The organism is Clostridium sp. D46t1_190503_E9, assembly GCF_015555225.1.
Classification (GTDB): Bacteria; Bacillota; Clostridia; order Clostridiales; family Clostridiaceae; genus Clostridium.
In genome coordinates this window covers 207,858-224,301 of the sequence record NZ_JADNKB010000005.1, presented here as the reverse complement: position 1 = coordinate 224,301, position 16,444 = coordinate 207,858, and the positions used below count along the sequence as shown (strand labels likewise).

The 16,444-nt window shown below is 27.8% G+C and carries 15 protein-coding genes; 3 read left to right on the top strand and 12 right to left on the bottom strand.

From position 1 onward, the window contains the following. Positions 1-20 precede the first annotated feature (20 nt). The 3 genes from I2E83_RS07820 to I2E83_RS07810 form a co-directional block, all read right to left on the bottom strand. A complete protein-coding gene (locus I2E83_RS07820) occupies positions 21-1,067 on the bottom strand; it encodes a DNA polymerase IV (RefSeq protein WP_195264289.1) in 1,047 nt (348 codons plus the stop codon). A gap of 11 nt (positions 1,068-1,078) precedes the next feature. Then, positions 1,079-2,029, bottom strand: a complete 951-nt coding sequence (locus I2E83_RS07815) for a DUF4003 family protein (RefSeq protein WP_195264288.1) — start codon at positions 2,027-2,029, stop codon at positions 1,079-1,081. A gap of 178 nt (positions 2,030-2,207) precedes the next feature. Further along, positions 2,208-2,993, bottom strand: a complete 786-nt coding sequence (locus I2E83_RS07810) for a hypothetical protein (protein WP_195264287.1) — start codon at positions 2,991-2,993, stop codon at positions 2,208-2,210. A 160-nt stretch (positions 2,994-3,153) separates the two neighbouring features. On the opposite strand from I2E83_RS07810, the gene I2E83_RS07805 reads away from it, so the two are divergent. Then, complete coding sequence (locus I2E83_RS07805) at positions 3,154-3,858, top strand: hypothetical protein (protein ID WP_195264286.1); 705 nt, start codon at positions 3,154-3,156, stop codon at positions 3,856-3,858. Between the two features lie 197 nt (positions 3,859-4,055). Here I2E83_RS07805 and I2E83_RS07800 read toward each other — a convergent pair whose 3' ends face one another. Next, positions 4,056-4,331, bottom strand: a complete 276-nt coding sequence (locus I2E83_RS07800; protein WP_195264285.1) for a hypothetical protein — start codon at positions 4,329-4,331, stop codon at positions 4,056-4,058. A gap of 165 nt (positions 4,332-4,496) precedes the next feature. Here I2E83_RS07800 and I2E83_RS07795 point away from each other — a divergent pair, with 165 nt between their 5' ends. Together I2E83_RS07795 and I2E83_RS07790 are read left to right on the top strand one after the other, a co-directional pair. Further along, a complete protein-coding gene (locus tag I2E83_RS07795) occupies positions 4,497-5,018 on the top strand; it encodes a ferritin family protein (protein WP_195264284.1) in 522 nt (173 codons plus the stop codon). A 106-nt stretch (positions 5,019-5,124) separates the two neighbouring features. Further along, positions 5,125-5,541, top strand: coding sequence for a hypothetical protein (locus tag I2E83_RS07790; RefSeq protein WP_008678112.1), 417 nt, complete (start codon positions 5,125-5,127; stop codon positions 5,539-5,541). 39 nt (positions 5,542-5,580) lie between these two features. Here I2E83_RS07790 and I2E83_RS07785 read toward each other — a convergent pair whose 3' ends face one another. The 8 genes from I2E83_RS07785 to I2E83_RS07750 form a co-directional block, all read right to left on the bottom strand. Continuing rightward, a complete protein-coding gene (locus I2E83_RS07785) occupies positions 5,581-6,318 on the bottom strand; it encodes an amino acid ABC transporter ATP-binding protein (RefSeq protein WP_195264283.1) in 738 nt (245 codons plus the stop codon). A 12-nt stretch (positions 6,319-6,330) separates the two neighbouring features. Then, on the bottom strand, positions 6,331-7,779 hold the full coding sequence (locus I2E83_RS07780) for an ABC transporter permease subunit (RefSeq protein ID WP_257443060.1): 1,449 nt from the start codon (positions 7,777-7,779) through the stop codon (positions 6,331-6,333). Between the two features lie 28 nt (positions 7,780-7,807). Continuing rightward, complete coding sequence (gene thiI / locus I2E83_RS07775; protein WP_195264282.1) at positions 7,808-8,962, bottom strand: tRNA uracil 4-sulfurtransferase ThiI; 1,155 nt, start codon at positions 8,960-8,962, stop codon at positions 7,808-7,810. Next, positions 8,959-10,104 carry a cysteine desulfurase family protein gene (locus I2E83_RS07770; protein ID WP_195264281.1) on the bottom strand — a complete coding sequence of 382 codons (1,146 nt, stop codon included), beginning with the start codon at positions 10,102-10,104 and terminating at the stop codon, positions 8,959-8,961. Before I2E83_RS07770 ends, thiI begins: the two co-directional genes overlap by 4 nt. Positions 10,105-10,660: 556 nt before the next feature. Next, a complete protein-coding gene (locus tag I2E83_RS07765; RefSeq protein ID WP_195264280.1) occupies positions 10,661-11,098 on the bottom strand; it encodes an ACT domain-containing protein in 438 nt (145 codons plus the stop codon). After that, complete coding sequence (thrB, locus tag I2E83_RS07760) at positions 11,070-11,993, bottom strand: homoserine kinase (RefSeq protein ID WP_195264279.1); 924 nt, start codon at positions 11,991-11,993, stop codon at positions 11,070-11,072. Before thrB ends, I2E83_RS07765 begins: the two co-directional genes overlap by 29 nt. Further along, positions 11,990-13,453 carry a threonine synthase gene (gene thrC, locus I2E83_RS07755; protein ID WP_195264278.1) on the bottom strand — a complete coding sequence of 488 codons (1,464 nt, stop codon included), beginning with the start codon at positions 13,451-13,453 and terminating at the stop codon, positions 11,990-11,992. The genes thrB and thrC overlap by 4 nt, the downstream gene beginning before the upstream one ends. Before the next feature lie 251 nt (positions 13,454-13,704). Further along, the gene (locus I2E83_RS07750; protein WP_195429351.1) at positions 13,705-16,254 is read right to left on the bottom strand and encodes a calcium-translocating P-type ATPase, SERCA-type; all 2,550 of its coding nucleotides are present in this window, start codon (positions 16,252-16,254) and stop codon (positions 13,705-13,707) included. Between the last annotated feature and the right edge of the window lie 190 nt (positions 16,255-16,444).

The window sequence follows — 16,444 nt, the reverse complement described above, 5'->3', positions numbered from 1 at the left end:
TTATTTTTTATAAAATTTAATTAAAATAAACGTAGTTGTTCCACCTTATTCTCTTTAAATGATGAAACCGTAACTCCTATTAATCTAACTCCTTCATTTATTTCTTCATTATCTAGTATTTCCTGACAAGTCTTAAATATATCCGCAAAATTATTAGTATAATAATTTAATGTTTTGCTTCTTGTATGATTTTGAAAGTCACTTGTTTTATATTTTACTGTGATAGTTTTTCCTTCTAAATTACCTCTTATAAGATATCTACTTATTTCATTAGAAAAATCTTTTAAATAAAGAATTAATTCTTCTTTATCATGAGTATCACTCTTTAATGTTCTTTCTTTTCCATAAGATTTCCTATCTCTTTCAACTTCCACTTCTCTATTATCAATTCCACGTATTCTATCATAGATTTCTAAACCATACTTGCCTAGATATTCTATATAAAAACTTTTTGGCATTTCATATAAATCTTTAATAGTAAATATTCCTATATTATTTAATTTTTCAACTGATTTTTTCCCAACTCCATGTATCTTAGATACTGGAAATGGTAATAAAATATCTGGAACCATTTCTTTTGTAATTATTTTTATTCCATTAGGCTTGTTCCAATCCGAAGCCAATTTTGCTAAAAATTTATTATATGATATACCTACGGAAATAGTTAATCCAATTTCTTTAAGAACTCTATTTTTTATATATCTTGCTGCTTCCATCCCATTTTTAAAACTGCTATGAGTTATGTCTAAATAGGCCTCATCTATTGAAATAGGCTGTATAATTGAAGTAACATCTCTTAAAATATCAAAAACTTGATTTGAAACTTCTTTATATCTAAAAATCCTAGTTCTTAAATATACTCCATGTGGACATAATTTTTGTGCCATAAAAATTGGCATTGCAGAATGTATTCCATATTTTCTGGCTTCATATGAACATGTTGATACTACTCCTCTTTCACTAATGCCTCCAACTATAACTGGCTTTCCCCTTAAACTCTTATTATCTAGTTGTTCAACTGATGCAAAAAAAGCATCCATATCGACATGCAAAATTAACCTTTCCATAATTTCTCCTTTTAAGCTAAGGCTTCTGCAAACATTCCTTTATTTTTTGATTTTATAAAACAATATACTCCTTGAGCTAATAACTCATCTATATAATTTCTTTTTTCATAGATAGTTGTAAATGAAAGTATTGATATTGCAATAATAGTTCTAAATCCTTTATCCATATAATATTCGTATTCACTTTCTTCCTCACAAAGCATATCTACTACATCTTCGATTAAATCAATACTTTTTCTCATATCATTATTAGATAATACACCTAGCAAAGGTAAAAATTGCTGTGCCAGTTTTATGTCTCTCTTTTCTAATTGCAACATAAACTCTATTGTTTTATACATATGACCTGAAGATCCATTTAACATAATTGCATTTGTTAATCCTTGAATGCTATTCTTGGATTTAATGTTTAAATCCGTCATATGAGTATAAATAGTTTCAATGAACTCATCAATAGTATTAACATCAATATCATTTAACGCCCATAGAGCACAAACTAAATAATCATCTTCGCCTGTAATATTATAATATTTTTCTTTTAAAAGCAGATATACAGCTTTCATTTTATTTGCTATCTTATGCTTATCTTTATTATATCCATATTTAGCTATAACAAATGAAGTTAACACTAAATAATCACATTCATTAAATCCTTGAAATTTTAAAACATCCATTACTTCATATATATCATCAATTAAATTATTTTCATGTCCTTCTTCTAACGCAATTAATAAAGATAAAATATAAAGCATGTCACCTCTAAAAGGTGAAACCCTTGATGATGTTGCTTTTATATATTTTCTTATTTCCTTTACTCTCTCAAATGGAATTTCTTTTTCATAATGGGCAAAAACTAATGATGCAAAGTGATTAATTAAATCTCCATCATTTCTAAGATCTTCCTTTGCATTTCTATAGTTCTCAATTGTCAGATTTATTCTGTCTTTGAGAAGTTTCTCCATATCTAATACTCCCTCACTTTACTTTAAGCATATTAAATTCCCCAATACTATTATACTATAAAAACTGTGTCAGTTTCATAACAAAATTATAACAATTTATAAAACATACATTAAAGAAGCCAAGGTAAGAATTCATCTTATCTTGGCTCTTAGCATTTGTCATTTGTTTATTTTATAATTAACAACAACAGAATAGTAATGCAAGAGCTGTTAATCCAAACCAGCAGTCACATCCGCAACCACCAAATCCAAATCCTCCGCATCCAAATCCGCCACCACAGCCAAATCCTCCACAGCCTCCACAACAATTGTTGAAGCATTGATTTTGAATTACACTACCCTTTCTATCAAATATGATAGTTAGTTTTATAGTATTTTCACAATCCTTTAAAAACATTTGTGGAAATTTACAGAAGAATTTTGATAGCCATGGGCTAAAAGATCTTACTATAATTACAAATTCTTGAGGTTCAAAAGATTCTCTAAAACAACAATTTATATTAACCTTTTCTAATCCTAAATTAAAATCGTTGTTAGATAATCTACTATTACAGTCTGTACTACTTATATCATTAATACTAAAATCATGAATATTAAAATCGTTGAAATTAAAATCATTGATACTTGAATCCTCGCCTTCTAAACCTTCTAAATTAAAATTATTACTAAAACCATTTAGTTCATTTCTAAAACTGTTAATAGAATTATTATTACAGCACGGATTTCTTCTTATTACTCTAATCGGAGTAGAAATTGCTAGTAAGTCATTACATGGAAGAGCTGGAGCTGATAAAATTCTACCACAATTAACAATGATTATATTTATCTTTACTCCATCACCACAGATGTTTCTTGGTAAATTTCTCCTAAGCTCTCTTCCTATGCATTCATCTGCACAAATTATTAGATTATACTCATTGCCTATACAGTCATTATTTTTTACTCTTGTTAAACATATTTTCATTTGTATTTTCCCCTTTTATCTTAAAGTTAGATAATACATAATATGTTTAACTTATACTATTGTTTACCCAATATAAATTTATTATTTTACTAATTTAGTTATATATTAAATAAACTTATTAATATAATTATATATAGCAATAATTTTGAAAGGAATAAATATGGCTGGTAAGAAATTTTCAATACTAAAATCATCAAATAACGACGTTATTGAGGAAACTACTATTACAGAAAAAAAGGATAACTATCCAATAATAGATACTGAAGTAATAGAATTTATCTCAAAAGAATTTCCTAATACATCTAAAGAAATAAGCAACTCTCTTACAAATTTAAAAAATACATTAGAAAAAACAATAGATTATATAGAAGATATATCTAGCTCAATAATAAAAAATGAACGTAACTTTAGCTTAAGTGGAAAATATAGAGACACATCCATAAGACTTCATGATATAAGTATTAGTATAGAAAAATATATACAGTGGATGAAGGGCTTAAATAACAAGGCAACGCTTGACTCTACACCTGATAATAAAGATGAAAATGAGGATTCTCTCCCCTTAGATGATGACATTAACGATAATTTTCTAGAAATTTGTAATGATTTTACTGATAAAAATCCTTTATATTTTAAACTAGATAGCTCTAAAGTAAAAGTAGATGACTGGAACGACCTTGTTATAAAAACTGCAGACATACTTATAAAAAATTATAAGAATTCAAAGGATCTATTATATTCAAACATAACTTTTCCAAATCTTAACACAAAAAAATCACCTCAAAATGATTTTAGAGACACAATAATTGAAATGCTATTAGAATATAAAATAGATTTATCTAGATATTTTATTTCAATAAACTAAATAATTTGTATAATAATTATCTTTTTGGCAACACTAATAATGGATGCATTAATTAGTGTCCTCTTAGTATTATGAAAAAAGATGAATGAATTTTTTTAATTCATTCATCTTTCTTTTTATAAGTAAGCTCTATTTTATGCTTATCAATTACTTTTTATAAAATAATATCTAATCTTAGTTTAATATTATATAAAAACTTATAAACTTCTCACATAAAACCCTTTATTATAAATTTCTTTATCATATTTTATTTCAATATCATTACATAACCTTTCATCTCTTTTAGCTATAGTAAATTTCACTTCATTTATAATTACTTCGAAATCTTCGTCTGACATAAAATCTGCATACAAATCATAAGCTGGCTTTCCACATCCAACTGCTACTACCTTTACTCTTATATGATTATAGCTGCTTTTTTCTATTTCACTTAATAATGCTTCCTTTGTACTTTCATTAAATATTATATTCATGTTTATCCTCCTTCATATTGTTCGTTAAAATAATACTATTATTTTTATTATATATATGTTTCAATTAATAATCTACATAAGAAACTTTACTATCTATGCTCTTTTGATATCACCATACAACTTCTTTTCGTATACTATAATAAAAAATAATTTAAAGGAGCTATTATGAAAAATGACTTTAGAGACTTACATGAAAATTGCTCATTAGGATTACCTTATCCTAAAATAGAGATTTCTGAGAAAAATTCCAATTATGCTAACTTAATAAAAAGAAGCTATGCTGGAAATATCTCTGAATTAACTGCAGTAACTCAATATACTTATCAAGGACTAATTGCTAATAATATAATAGGAAATATATTAAAAAAGATAGCAGAAGTTGAAATGCATCATTTAGAAATTTTAGGAGAACTCATTGTGGCTCTAGGTGAAAATCCAGACTTTTCTATAAATAAAAAAGATAAAAAATTAAACTGGAATTCTAAATTTATATGTACTTCTGATTCAATAAAAGATATGCTTTTAGAGGATATAAAAAATGAAGAAGAAGCTATAAAGCTATATAGAAAAACTGCTAACTCAATTAATGATGAAAACATAATTGCAATCCTTAATAGAATAATACTAGATGAAGAGCTCCATATAAAAATTTTAACTAATTTATATGAAATAGAAATGAGTAAATAATTAATTTAATTTTTTATTTAATTAATAATAGAATTATGTTATAATGACCTTGTTATTATAATTATTTGATTATGACAATATTTCTTAATATAAAGGAGTTTTAATTATGGGTTTCAAAGATAAAATGAGTAAATACTTTACAGATGCATATATGGAAAAATACGGTGATAGAATGACTAGTACTGCTGGTACCGTTTTATCTGTAAAAATTGAAGAAAAAAACATACTAGGTATAATAAGAAAGTTAACAGCTCATATTTTAATAAAACCAGATATGGGCAAAGGTGTAGTTAAAACTCAATATAAGGCTAGAAAATGGTTTAAAAAGCCAACTTTTATTGATGTTAAACAAGGTCATAAAGTAATCGTTATGGGAATTGAAGGTGAAAAAGGTAAGGCTGATTCAGAAGTTATTACTATTTCAAATATAGCTAATTTGACTACTAAAAAAGACTTACATCCATTTGATCACAATCAAATTAAAAAAGCAAGACAACAAGCAACAAGAATGAGAGCAAGATAATAAAAACAGCCTAAAAATTTTAGGCTGTTTTTATTTTTTTTATTTTTCTTCTATTAGTCTTAAAAATTCCCTAGTTCTATCTTTTTTAGGTTTTGTAAATATGTCTTCTGGAGCTCCCTCTTCTACTACAACCCCATTTTCCATAAATACTATTCTATCTCCAACATCCTTTGCAAATCTCATTTCATGAGTTACTATTATCATAGTCATATTTTCTTTTGCCAGATCTTTAATTACTCCTAAAACCTCTGAAACTAGTTCTGGATCTAAAGCGGAAGTTGGTTCATCAAATAATATTACCTCTGGATTTATAGCTATTGCTCTTGCTATACTTACTCTTTGTTTTTGTCCTCCAGATAAAGTTTTTGGATAAACATCTTTTTTTTCTAATAATCCAACTTTTTTTAATGCTTTAGCTGCTATATTATTTGCCTCTTCTTTATCCATTCTTTTAACTACAATTAATGCTTCTGTTACATTTTCAATAACAGTTTTATTATTAAATAAATTATAATTTTGAAAAACCATCGCTGATTTAGATCTTAAATTATGAATATCCCTTTTAGAAACTTTATCAGTTTCTACCTTTAAATCTGCAATTTGAATTTCTCCTGAAGTAGGTATTTCTAAATAGTTTAAACATCTTAAAAAGGTTGATTTTCCAGACCCTGATGGTCCAATTATTACTACTACTTCACCTTTTTTGAGTTCTAAATTTATTCCTTTTAGAATTTCATCATTTCCAAATTTCTTTTTTAAATTACTTATCTTAATCATCTTTGTCACCTCTTAGTAAACAGATAGCTTCTTTTCTATCGATTTTTGTATAACATTATAAACACTAATTGTTACCCAATAAACTATTGCAACAGCTATATAACTTTCAAAAAATCTATAGCTTGCTGCTGCACTCATTTGTGCCCTAGCTAGAGCTTCTGTTACTCCTAATGTAAATGCTAAAGAAGATCCTTTGATATTATCTACAAATACATTTCCAAGGGAAGGTACTGCAACTCTAAACATTTGCGGCATAACTATACGCTTCATTCCTTGCATCTTAGTCATCCCTACTGATAAAGCCGCTTCCATTTGTCCATTATCTATAGCATCAAATGCACCTCTTAAAGATTCTGCAATATAAGCTGATGCATTTAAAGCCAATCCTATTACAGCTGCTGTATAAGCCGTAATACCTTTTAATGATGGTATTATTTGAGGCAATCCAAAGTAAAGTAAAAATAATTGAACTAGAAGTGGAGTTCCTCTTAAAAATGATATATAAACTTCTACTAATTGCTTTAATATCTTTATATTATTAATTCTAATTAGAGCTACTATAACTCCAATTACTAAAGCAATTATCATAGATATTATTGACAAACTTAACGTAGTTTTTAAACCACTTAATATACTTATTAATAATGATTTAATATAGTTAACATTTGAACCAGTTACATCTGTTTTTAGCCATTTATTAGATATTTCAGTAAAGGTTCCATCTTCTTTCATATCATTTAAAGCTTTATTTACTTCTGCTACTAGTGTTTCATTTTCTGAATTCTTTATAAATGGGAATGCATTTTCAACAGGTTCTATTGGCTCACCTGCTAACTCTAAATCTAAATTTTTTTCATTTATTGTTACTATTGCAGAAATCTTATCTATAACTACTCCATCAATTCTACCAAGTAATAAATCTGTAAAGGCAGCATCTGTATTTTGATATGTTACAACAGAAACTTCATTGTTTACATCTTTATCTCTTATTATTTGCTCGTAGTTACTACCAAGATCAACTCCTACTTTTTTTCCTTTTAAATCTTCAAAACTATTAATTGATTTTGGATTTCCTTCTTGTACAATTATTTGCGCTCCACTATAAACATATGGATCACTAAATAAATATTTCTCTTGTCTCTCTTCTGTAACAGTAATTTGATTTGAAATAGTATTAGCCTTATTAGTATCTAATAGTCCAAACAGACCACTAAAAGATGCCGTTGTAAAATCTATATTATACCCTAATCTGTTACCTATTTCTCTCCATACATCAACATCAAATCCTTCTATCTTATCACCATTTAAAAATGTAAAAGGATAATAAGTTCCAGACATTGCAACAACTAATTTTTTCTCACTATTTAATGTTTCTTTATTATTAGTGCATCCTACCATAACTAATATTGATAGTAATACACTTATAACTAAAGATACTTTTCTCTTCACCCTTATCTTCACTTCCTTATCTTCTGTTCAAAAAGCTATATTAGTTAAATACTACAAGTTCTGTCTCTTCAATAGCTTTATTTACTAATTCGTCAATATTTAAAACTTCTTCTGATTTTCTTATTAAATCTACTCTTGGTTTTGTTTTAGGATGCTTTGGAACAAATATAGTACAACAATCTTCATATGGTAATATTGATGTTTCATATGTTCCAATTTCTCTTGCTATATCCATTATATCTGTTTTATCCATAGCTATTAATGGTCTAAATACTGGTCTATCAGCGCAATCATTACTTACCATTAATCCTTCCATAGTTTGGCTTGCTACTTGCCCAATACTTTCCCCTGATGATACTGATTGAATACCGTATTTCTCTGATAAACTACATGCAACTCTCATCATAAATCTTCTCATTATTATTGTTAATTCATCTTCTCTACAACCATTTATTATTGCCATTTGTATTTCTGTAAATGGTACTATATGCAGGTTTACTCTTTCTGTATATGTAGCTAATATTTTAGCTAAATCTTTTACCTTATCTTTAGCTCTTTCTGATGTATATGGATGGCTATGATAATATACACAATGTAATTCTACACCTCTTTTAGCCATTAAATATCCAGCAACTGGAGAATCTATACCACCTGATAACATAAGCATAGTACTACCATTAATACCATATGGTAAGCCACCTACACCTTTTATTTTATCTTTAGTTGTATATATATATGCATTTTCTCTGATTTCTACATTTACTAGACACTCTGGATTTTTAACTTTAACTTCTAATCCATTCATATGATAAACTACATAAGCCCCAACTTCTTTAGATGTTTCTAATGAATTTTTTGGGAATGCCTTATTTGCTCTATTAGTTTCAATTTTAAAGTTTTTAGGATTAGCTTCTTTAACCTTTCTTAATGCCTCTTCTTTAATAGCTTCCATATCTCTTGGAACTTCTGTTACTATACAAACCTCAGCAACACCAAAAACTTTTCTTACTCTTTCAGTAGCTTCTTCTATATTATCCGCCTTAATAAAATATCTACCTTGATCAGATATTAATGTATATTCAATTCCTTTTAACTTTTTCTTTATATTATCCCTTAATTTTTTTTCAAATTTATTTCTATTTAAGCCCTTTAAAAAAATCTCTGATGCATATTTTACTAATATTAATTTATTCATTTTCTTACTCTCCTTAAAAATGTTAATGAACTTTTTAAAACTTCTATAACTTTGTCTACTTCATCTTTAGTATTAAACCTTGAAAATGAAAATCTTATGGCACTTTCTATTTCTTTATTATTTAATCCTAAAGCCTTTATTACATAGCTTCCAGATGCTGCGCTAGTTTTTGATGTACAAGCAGATCCAGTTGCTACAAAAATATCTTTATCTTCCATTAAATGAAGTAACACTTCAGCTCTTACTCCAATAAAAGAAACATTTAATATATATGGTGTAAAACCTTCACTTAAAGGACTATTTATTCGTATATTATCTATTTCTTCTAGCCTTTTTATCATATATTCCTTTAATTCACTTACATATTTAAAGTTTTCTTTTGTATTACTAAAAGTGATTTCTGCTGCCTTATGTAAACCAACTATAGCTGGTACATTTTGAGTGCCTCCTCTAAAGCCACCTTCTTGACTTCCACCATTTATTAATGAATTTAATACTATTCCTTTTTTAATGTAACAAAATCCAATTCCCTTTGGACCATGGATTTTATGAGCAGCCACTGATAGCATGTCTATATTCATTTTCTTTACATCTATGTCTAACTTTCCATAAGATTGAACTGCATCAACGTGAAACCTTGCCCTAGAACTTCTTTCTTTAATAATCTCTCCTATGCTCTTTATATCTTGTATTGCTCCCATTTCATTATTAACATGCATTATAGAAACTAATACTGTGTCCTTGCATATGGCATTCTTTAAATCTTCTAGAGATATCTTTCCATCTTTATCTACATCTAAATATGTAACTTTAACTCCATTCTTTTCAAGTTCTTTATATGTCATTAAAACTGAATGATGCTCAAAAATAGTTGTAATAACATGATGCCCAGGCTTTACTAACCCTTTTATTATTAGATTATTTGCTTCACTTCCACCTGATGTAAAATAAATTTCATCTTTTGATGCGTTTATACTCTTCCCTAAAAATTCTCTTGCTTCAACAAGCTTCTTTTCAGATTTCATACCTATCTTATGGAGAGATGATGGGTTTCCGAAATATTCCTCCATTGCATTTACTACTTCATCTATAACCTCTTTATATGGTTTTGTTGTTGAACTGTTGTCAAAATAAATTTCCAAACTTTATCCCTCCTTATAATAATATTATTATCTTTTATTATTTCTTAAATTCACAATATGAAACTTAAGCATCCCCTTATTTTTTACGCAAAGAAATATAAACTTTATTATAAATACATTATAAACTAAAGTTTCCTATCTTTTCTTCATGTTTAAAATTACTATATCAAATTTCCCAAAATAAATAAAGGTTTAATTTTTATCACTAACTTATAAAAACAAGTAAAAAGACTATCTCGTAAAATATTACTATATCTTAGAGATAATCTTTTATTTTACTTATTATTACTTTTCATCTTTTTATACTCTATAATAAGTATTACTGTTGTTGTTAAAAGTACCATGGAAATTGATAAAAATATTTCTAACAAGACTTATGCTCCTAATAAACTACTATATAATACATTGTATATATAATATTTATAAATATTACATATTGAACTCATAAATTTAAATCATTAAAAAAAGGCTTTGTAATTGTATAAAATAAACACATTACAACAGCCCTTTGCAAGATATCAAAACTTCAATAAAGAAGCTTTAAACTTAATTAAAATTATTCCATAGCTACAAACTCTACCTTTTCAACATCATTTAATTTTGACAAATCTTCAAGTAAAGTTTTTAAGTCCCCACTAAGTGATGATATATCAATTGTTAAACTCAAGTTTGCACTTTTATTCATAGGTATTCCTTGATTTATTGTTATTATATTTCCTCCTTCTTCAGAAATATAATTTAAAATACCAGAAAGTACACCTTTATTATCTTTTATCATCATGTTGATTGTTACCTTTTGTCCCTGCTCAGTTTCGGCAAGTTCAAAAACAGCCTCTTTATATTTATAATAAACACTTCTACTAATATTAATCGTTTTAGCTGCCTCAGTAACATCTTTAACTTTTCCTTCTTTTAACAATCTCTTTGCATCCACTACCTTTTCATAAACCTCTGGCAAAACTCTTTTATCTACTACTAGAAAATTCCCCTTCATTAGTATCACCTTCAAATATAGTAGCCCCATTATTATCTATATAAAGCTCCTTAATATCCCAATTAATATTCTCATTTTTCAAGAAATCTTTTATATCTGAAAACATCTTAGTATCATTACTTTTTATTATAGACATAATTGTTGGCCCTGCACCACTTAAAAAGCATCCCAATGCACCTAGTGATATACATTTATTATAAACTAAATTATAATCTTTTATCAATGGAATTCTATATTTTTCATGAATTGCATCTTTGCAACAATATTTTAATAATTCATATTTTCCACTTACAAAACTAGAAATCATTAATGATACTCTGCTAATATTATATATAGCATCACTAATTTTAACTTCTACAGGTAAAACCTTTCTAGCCATTGCAGTTGATAATTCAAATTTCGGAATTAATGCTATAAAACTAATTCCTTCCTTTATATCTATTTTATTGTAAATAACATCTTTTTCTTCCATAACAGATACAACCATACCACCAAAAAATGCTGGAGCTATGTTATCAGGATGTCCCTCAATATCAACTCCTATTTTAAAAAGTTCTTCTATACTTAATTTATTTTTCATAATATAATTAGCGCCTAATAATCCTGCAACAATACAGCTAGAGCTTGACCCTAGTCCCCTTGAAATAGGTATATCCTCTTTAATTAATTTTATATTTAATCCTTTAGGTTTAAAATCATATTTCTCGAAACATGTATTCATAGCCTTATATACTATATTTTCTTCATTGCAAAACTCATTTTTGAATCCATCAAAATTAATTCCTTCTTCACATTCAGAAAACTCATACTCATTATATAAGTTAAAAGCTATTCCCAAAGAATCAAATCCTGGTCCTATATTTGCAGATGTTGCTGGTACTCTAACCCTTATCATATATTTTCTCCTACAAATTCCTCAAGAACTTGTCTCATATTTTCAGTGCTACAAATATTATTATGAAGAACCTCTTTCTTATCCAAATCTCTTAAATTAGTAGGAAGATTTATTCCACAATATTCATTTAGCCTTTTTATTACTTCAAAATCGTTATCCTTATTAGTATCTATTTCTAAAGCATTTGTTATGCTTCTTGGAAATTTATATGGACTTGCTGTTGAAGCAATCAAATATGGTGTTGTATCTCCCGTAGATTTAATATACTTATTTAAAACTACATAAGCTACAGCTGTATGAGTATCAATTAAATAGCCCTCTTTTTCATATAAATTCTTTATTGCTTTATATACTTCTTTTATACTCGCATGATTTCCATAAAAGTCTTTTAAAAACGCCTTACTTTCCTTACTAATACTATATACACCCTTATTCTTTAATTCTTCCATTAACGTTTTTATTTCATTCGCGTCTCGTCCACTAGCTTCGAATAAGAGTCTTTCTAAGTTTGATGAAACTAATATATCCATAGATGGAGATTCTGTTAATATAAGCTCTCTTCTTCTATCATATATTCCTTCATTAAAGAAATCAGCTAAGATTTTATTTTCATTAGATGCACATATGAACTTTGCAATAGGAAGCCCCATTTCCTTTGCATAATATGCAGCTAATATATTCCCGAAATTTCCCGTTGGAACTGCAACATTTATCTTATCCCCTAATTTTATTTTTTGCTTATTTACTAATTGAAAGTATCCATAATAGTAATACACTATTTGTGGAATTAACCTTCCAATATTAATTGAGTTTGCAGAAGAAATCCTAATACCCTCGCTTAACATCTTTTCTTTAAATTCTTCATCCCCAAATATTTCCTTTACGCCTCTTTGAGCTTCATCAAAATTCCCTTTAATTCCAACAACTTTTACATTTCTACCTTTTTGAGTTAGCATTTGCATTTTTTGTACTGAACTTACCCCATCTTTCGGATAATACACAAGTACTTTAAAACCTTCTACATCACTAAATCCTTCTAATGCTGCTTTTCCCGTATCACCTGAAGTAGCTGCCAAAATAATAATTTCATCATTTATATTTTCTTTTTCTTTTGCTAATTTCATTATTTGAGGAAGAAACAACAACGCTGCATCCTTAAATGCAGATGTTGGTCCGTGATATAATTCTAAAAATCCATTTTCCTCTACTACTTTAAATCGATCTTCATATGATTTATTTACTGCAAATTTAATTTCTTCATAAGTAAAGTCTGTAAAAAATTCTTTAATGACTTCAAAAGAAATTTCTTCATATTTAAGATTTTTTTTATTTTTTATTTTTTCATATAAATTAGGAAATTCTTCTGGAACATATAATCCACCATCACTAGAAATTCCATTTATAATTGCCTTTGAAGAAGATATATTAACTTCTCCTCCTCTAGTACTAATAAACCTCATAAAATCACCCCAAGCTTCGGTTTACCATCCTTTACCAATATATTACCATGTTCTTTATTGGAATACAAGTGTTTCTAATTTGTAAACATATATTTTTTTGCAATAAAATATAGGAGTTATAAATTACCCCTATATTTTAATTCATATTTATATATGCTTTAATCAATATACTATATAATCAATACAGTATATTACTAAATAGCCAATTTAATTATTTTATCAAAATAACAAATTGAAATCATATATATTTACTATTTTTTTGATCTTATAAATAAATACACACTATTTATTAAGAAAATTATTCCTGAGTAGAATAAAACTATAGCCCATTGTCCAAGCTTTAATGGAACGGTATTAAATATACTTGCTAAAAATGGTACATATAGTATTGCACATACCATAAGCATTGAGACAGTTACAGCTCCAACTAAATACGGATTACTAAATACCTTAATTTCAAAAATAGAATGTCTTTCTGATCTACATTCAAAAACATGTAGCAATTGTGACATAACAAGTGTTATTAATGCAAGTGTTCTACATGTAGCTAAGTCCATTCCATACAATCTTCCTGTCATAAATGAAAGTAAAGTACAAATACCAATTAGACATCCTCTCACAACAATTTTTGACCATAAGCCTCTTGCAAAAATACCTTCATTCTTTTCTCTAGGCTGTTGCATCATTATATCTTTATCAGCAGGATCCACACCAAGAGCGATTGCTGGTAAACCATCTGTTGCTAAATTAACAAATAAAATTTGTATTGGAGTAAGTGGATTCGGTAAATAAAATATTGATGCTAAGAACATGGTTAATACTTCACCTAGATTACAAGATAATAAATATCTTATAAACTTTCTTATATTATCATATATTATTCTTCCTTCTTCCACAGCAGATACTATAGTTGCAAAATTATCATCCATTAATACCATTGAAGCAGCTTCTTTAGTTACATCAGTTCCAGATATCCCCATAGCAATACCTATATCTGCTTCCTTTATTGCTGGAGCATCATTAACACCATCCCCAGTCATTGCAACTATATTGTTTTGCTTTTTAAAGGCTTTTACTATTCTAAGCTTATGATGTGGAGATACCCTTGCAAATACTCTTACATTTTTAACTTTTCTCATAAGTTCTTCATCACTAGTCTTTTCTATTTCTTCACCAGTCATAGCTTGATCATCTGTGTTGCAAATATTTATTGACTTTGCTATTGCAAGTGCAGTATTTTTGTGATCTCCTGTTATCATTACAGGTTGTATACCTGCAAGTTTACATTTAAGAACTGCATCCCTAACTTCAACTCTTGGTGGATCAATGCTTCCTGCAACGCCTAAGAATATCAAATCTTTTTCTAAACCTTCATTTTTTACTAATCCAGTTTCTTTATATGCAGCAGCTATACATCTTAAAGCTCTATTTGACATAGCTTCTATATATGATGCAACTTGCTTTTTCTTTTGAGCTGTTAAAGGCTTAATAGTTCCATTTTCTAATATGTGGGTACACCTTTCAATAACTCTTTCTGGAGCTCCCTTCATATAACAAACTTCCTTTGTTCCTTCCCTAACTATAACGCTCATCATCTTTCTTGAAGAATCAAATGGAATATCGTAAATTCTTTTTGCATTAGAAACAAAAGCTTTAAGCAAATTCACATCTTTAAAGAAAGCTTTTATTAATGCCGTTTCAGTTGGGTCCCCATGTAAAGCCTTTTCTATGTTTTTAACATTAAAATCATAATTACAATCATTACAGTAAACTAAGGCTTTCATCATAGTCGAATGGTTAGTTAACTCTTCTTTATCTAAATCATGAATTTTACCATTCATATATATCTCTTTTACTGTCATCTTATTTTGAGTTAATGTTCCAGTTTTATCTGAGCATATAACAGAAGTACAACCTAGTGTTTCTACTGCTGGCAATTTTCTTACCAAAGCATTTTTCTTTAACATTCTAGATACGCCTAATGCTAGTGCAACTGTTACAATAGCTGCTAGTCCTTCTGGAATTGCCGCAACAGCTAATGAAACTCCAAGTAAGAACATTTCTGTTATTTCATTACCTCTAAGTATTCCAAGTACTGTTACAACTGCACAAATAGTTAAGCATAGTACTACTAATATTTTACCTAGTGAATCTAATCTCTCTCTTAATGGAGATTTTTCTTCTTCAATATTATCTAAAAGATTTGCTATTTTCCCCATTTCTGTATTCATTCCAATACCATCAACAAGTAAAATTCCTCTTCCTTTTAATACTGTTGTTCCCATAAATCCTTGGTTTTTTCCTCTTTTTGAATCTTTAGATACTCCAACTGATTCTCCAGTTAAAAGAGATTCATCAATCATCATCCCCGATGCTTCAATAAATGTACCATCAGCTGGAATTCTATCTCCAGCTTCTAAGATTACTAAATCTCCTATAGTAACTTCTATTGAATTTAATACTTTCAATACCCCATCTCTAATAACTTTACAAGTTGGTGCTGCTAATTCCTTTAATGCTTCTAAGGACTTTTCTGTTCTATATTCTTGAACAAATCCCATTATTGCATTTACAACAACTATAATAAGTATCGTTATAGCATCTGCAGTATCTCCCATTAATCCAGATATTACAGTAGCAGCTATTAATACCCAAACAATAAAATCATTAAATTGAGATAAAAATATTACTACAGGTGATGTTTTTTTCTTGTGTGACAATTCATTTAACCCATAAGTGCTTTGTCTTTTCTCAGCTTCCTTTGTAGATAGACCCCTAGACATTTCTCGTTCTTGTATCACCGGTTGTCCTCCTTATAATAGTTTCTATATATTATATTTAGTAAAATCAAAGATATGATTTTTTTTAATTATTACTATGTTAATCTAATAATTTTTCATTTTTATAATTATTAATTATCGAGTTTAATTGTACAAATTTCTACACATACTTTAAATAGATAGCTTTACAAATTTAAAATATAAATATAGA